The organism is Arthrobacter sp. Y3225116, assembly GCF_059091245.1.
Genome location: NZ_JBNHGL010000268.1, coordinates 1 through 3,704 on the forward strand (window position 1 = coordinate 1; position 3,704 = coordinate 3,704).

At 65.4% G+C, this 3,704-nt stretch carries 6 protein-coding genes; 5 read left to right on the forward strand and 1 reads right to left on the reverse strand.

Annotation, left to right across the window (positions count from 1 at the left end; genetic code table 11):
* Positions 1–413 (reverse strand): thiamine pyrophosphate-binding protein (locus AC5RV2_RS15835; protein WP_494093127.1); only part of this gene is annotated, 413 nt, incomplete at its 3' end.
* A 241-nt stretch (positions 414–654) separates the two neighbouring features.
* Between AC5RV2_RS15835 and AC5RV2_RS15840 the strand changes: the two genes are divergently transcribed.
* The 5 genes from AC5RV2_RS15840 to AC5RV2_RS15860 all read left to right on the forward strand — a co-directional run.
* Positions 655–957 (forward strand): ArsR/SmtB family transcription factor, encoded by a 303-nt coding sequence (locus AC5RV2_RS15840; protein WP_494093131.1) that lies wholly within the window; start codon positions 655–657, stop codon positions 955–957.
* The gene (locus AC5RV2_RS15845) at positions 954–1,439 is read left to right on the forward strand and encodes an SRPBCC family protein (protein ID WP_494001601.1); all 486 of its coding nucleotides are present in this window, start codon (positions 954–956) and stop codon (positions 1,437–1,439) included. Before AC5RV2_RS15840 ends, AC5RV2_RS15845 begins: the two co-directional genes overlap by 4 nt.
* Positions 1,440–1,601: 162 nt before the next feature.
* The gene (locus tag AC5RV2_RS15850) at positions 1,602–2,090 is read left to right on the forward strand and encodes a pyridoxamine 5'-phosphate oxidase family protein (protein WP_494093128.1); all 489 of its coding nucleotides are present in this window, start codon (positions 1,602–1,604) and stop codon (positions 2,088–2,090) included.
* Positions 2,091–2,140: 50 nt separating this feature from the next.
* Positions 2,141–2,680: a hypothetical protein gene (locus AC5RV2_RS15855; protein ID WP_494093129.1), complete on the forward strand. Its 540-nt coding sequence runs from the start codon at positions 2,141–2,143 to the stop codon at positions 2,678–2,680.
* Between the two features lie 243 nt (positions 2,681–2,923).
* A partial coding sequence (locus tag AC5RV2_RS15860; RefSeq protein ID WP_494093130.1) for a hypothetical protein occupies positions 2,924–3,704 on the forward strand: 781 nt, incomplete at its 3' end.

The window sequence follows — 3,704 nt, forward strand, 5'->3', positions numbered from 1 at the left end:
ACAAGTCGGCGCTCATCTACGTCCCCGACGACGGCTCCTTCGACTACCTCATCTCGCTCAAAGGCAAACCCGACGTTGGGGAAAAGGTCAACATCGCCGATCGAGGTGTCCGCGGCAAGCACGAGCAATGGCGTGTGGCACTTGGCCGCCTCCGCGACCCCGGTGAGCGAGTTCGTCAGCCCGCAGCCCTGGTGCAGACTCAGCACGCTCACCTCGCCGGTGATCCGGGAGTAGGCGTCGGCCATCGATGCGGCCCCCGCCTCGTGGCGCGCGGCGACGTAGCGGGTACCGTTCGCGATGAGCGCGTTCGTCACCAGGAAGTTACCGCTGCCGACTACCCCGAACGCCTGGGAGACCCCGAATTCGGCGAGCATGCGGCCGACGGCGTCGGCGACCCTCAGCATCTGCGTCATGGCACTGATTCCGCTTCCCCCGGTCGTCGGCGACCGCTTGACGGCCATACTAGGCGAGCCCCGGAATTTCGTCCATATACCCGGCACCAGCACCTTGACCAGGGTTAATAAGGGACACCATTGGGCCCTTGACCGCCCGGGGACCCGGGAGTAACTTATTGGACAACCGAAAGGTTGATCAAGGGAAGAGTTGAATAACGTGACTGGTAGCAGCGACGAGGCCCTCCTGGACAGGGCGTTCATGGCTCTGGCCGATCCGGCCCGCCGCCGCATCATCGCCCGGCTCAGCCGCGGACCGGCAACGGTCAACGAGCTGGCCGAGCCCTTCGAAATCTCCAAGCAGGCGGTTTCGAAGCACATCCAGGTCCTCGAGCAGGCACAGTTGGTCACCCGCACCAGGGATGCCCAGCGCCGGCCCGTTCACCTGAACGCTGCACGGCTCGAAGCACTCACCGCGTGGATCGACCAGTACCGGCTGGTTCGGGAGGCGCAGTACCGCGGACTGGACGCCGTGCTCGGCCAACTATCCAAGGACAAACCATGAGCAACTCACTTAAAGTCACCCTCCCGGAGGGCCTTCCGTTCATCGATACCGAACGAGAGTTCGACTATCCCGTCGCCGACGTTTTCCGCGCACACAAAGACCCCGACCTGCTCAAGCAGTGGCTGGGCCCGCGGGGCATGAAGATGGACGTCGATCATTACGACTTCCGCACCGGCGGCAGCTACCGCTACCTCCACACCGGACCCGACGGCCAGCAGTACGCCTTTACCGGCATTTTCCACACGGTCCGCGAGAACGAGTTCGCCATCCAGACGTTCGAGTTCGGCGGCTACCCGGACGTCGTCAGCATCGAATTCATGACCTTCGAGGATCTCGGCAACGGACGCTGCAAACTGATCGGCCATTCCGTCTACCCCACGCTGGAGGCCCGCGACGGCATGGCCCAGTCCGGCATGGAAAGCGGCATGAGCGAAGGCTACGAGCGGCTGGACGAACTGCTAGCCGGCGCCCGCACCGCGTAAAGAGGCGGCACCGCCGCGCCATGGGGCCGGAGCCTGCCAGGCTTCGGCCCCATGGCGCGCCCACTTCCCCGTTCAACCGTTCCCGCCCGCAACCACCATTGGCCTCCTCGGAATTAGAAAGTATGCTGAGGATTCCCTGCACCCTAGTCGGAAGGTGGTTTCATGTCGAACGATGATGAAGGACGCAAGGAAGTAGCCAAGATCCTGAAGGACGCTGACATCGGCGTCCTCACCACGGTCAACGCCAGCGGCCAGCTGTTCAGTCGACCCCTGGCGCTACAGGAAGCAGAGTTCGACGGCGACCTGTGGTTCGTGACGCACGATCCCTCGCCCAAGGCCAACGAAATCCGCGCCAATCCGCACGTCAACGTGTCGGTCAGCGGGTCCGACGGCTACCTGTCCATCTCGGGCACCGCCTCAATCGTCCGCGACCAGGCGAAGATCGACGAACTGTGGGGCCCCATGATGGAACCGTGGTTTGAAAACGGCAAGGACGACCCGTCGGTGGCCTTGCTCCGGGTCGAGGCCCACACCGCCGAATATTGGAAGCCGGATTCCCCCAAGGTGGCCACGCTGTTCAAGCTGGCCAAGGGAATGGTCACCGGGAAGCAAGCAGACGACGTCGGCAAGAACGACGTCGTCAACCTTTAGCCGGGGGCATCTGCCGATCGGCACCACAGCACGCACTTAAGGAGTCAGCAATGTCCGGAAATCTTTTGGCCCGTTCTGTGCACGACCTTACTGCCGCCGCCTGGTTCGGCGGTTCCCTGATGGGCGCCGTCGGTCTTAACGGTGCGGCCGCCGCCGCCCAGGATCCGCGCGAGCGGACCCGTTTGTCCAGCGTCGGCTGGATGAAGTGGGCGCCAATCCAGACCGTGGCTTTCGTATCGCACCTTGCTTCCGGTTTGCCGCTGCTGGCGGGCAACAAGGGCAGGATGGTCAAGCAGGAAGGGGTTACGCGGAATACCGTGATCAAGACCGTTGTCACCCTGGCCGGCGCGGGCGTCACCCTCTACGCCGGCATGCTGGGCAAGAAGGTGGAGAAGATGGCCGAGCAGGGGGCAGAGGGCGCCACCGAGCCGTCGCCGATGGCATCACCGGAGCTTAAGTCCGCGCAGAAGCAGCTCAAGCTGCTGCAGTGGACCATCCCGGCCTTCGCCGGCACGGTTATCGTGCTCGGCGCCAAGCACGGTGAAATGCAGCGGCCCGTTACCTTCCTGGAGGGGCTGCTCAAGCACTAAAGGCGAAGGCCCGTCCACGCGGTAGCCATGTCCGGCGCGAGCCGGACATGGGCCGCGGTTGGGCGGGCCGCCTGCTTTGTGTCTTTTTCGGTGGGCTGGTGCCGGCCGCCCATGACGAAGGCACCCGCCGGCATCGGCTTCCTTTGACCCCTCTCCGTCTCGGAGCGTCAGCCACCCGGTGCGCCGGCTGTGCGCGCTGCACGGTTACGATTGTTGAAACGTTAACATCGGACGGCAGAAGAAGTGGGGAACGGGCATGCCGGCAGCATCATGACGGCCACCAAGGCGGCGGCCGCCTTGGCGTGGGCTGCCATCGCCGGCATTTCGGCTGCCGGGCTGCTGGTGTTGGGACAAGTCGTCGCGGCTTCGATCGTCGCTCCGCCACGATTCGACCTTGTGGCCGTCCTCTCCGTGCTGATGCTGGTGCTGGCCTGGCACCTGCGCGTGGATACGCCGCTCATGCGGCGCCAGACCACCGCCGCGATGACCGCTGCCGTGATCGTCTGCAACGACCTCACCGCCCCGCTGCACGAAACGGTGGCGGTGGTGGGAGTCGGGCTGCTGGCCACGCGCGTGGTTTTCCGGCGCTTCCGCTGGGGAGAGGTGTACTGGTTTATCAGCCGGCTGCTGGCCTCCGCCGTGCTGGTAGCGGTGTTCCAGGCCTTCCACGCCCGCGGTTTTGCCTGGCCGGCCGCCCTGCTGGCCGGCTGGCTGGCCTTTTTCCTGACGGCGATTGCCGTCGAGCGTGCCTTCGACACGACCGCCACGCGGAGCAGCACCTTCCGCAACGGCATCGGTTGGGCGCCGGCACTGTGCACGCTGGCCATCAATCTGCTCCTGTGCCTGGCCGCCCAGTACGCCGCCCTCCGGTTCGGCCATGACGGCGTCCAGTCGCTGCTCCTGGTCTTCGCGTCCGTGCTGGCGCTGGCGGTCACCGGCTGGCTGCGTAACCGCGAGCTGCGCCGCCGCCTCACCGGCCTGGTCGACGCCTCGCTCGAGCTGCCGTGGAGCCCGGACGGCCTCG

Coding starts and splice junctions, on each gene's coding strand:
- AC5RV2_RS15845 (WP_494001601.1), top strand. CDS start 954: ATGAGCAACTCACTTAAAGTCACCCTCCCGGAGGGCCTTCCGTTCATC.
- AC5RV2_RS15850 (WP_494093128.1), top strand. CDS start 1,602: ATGTCGAACGATGATGAAGGACGCAAGGAAGTAGCCAAGATCCTGAAG.
- AC5RV2_RS15840 (WP_494093131.1), top strand. CDS start 655: ATGGCTCTGGCCGATCCGGCCCGCCGCCGCATCATCGCCCGGCTCAGC.
- AC5RV2_RS15855 (WP_494093129.1), top strand. CDS start 2,141: ATGTCCGGAAATCTTTTGGCCCGTTCTGTGCACGACCTTACTGCCGCC.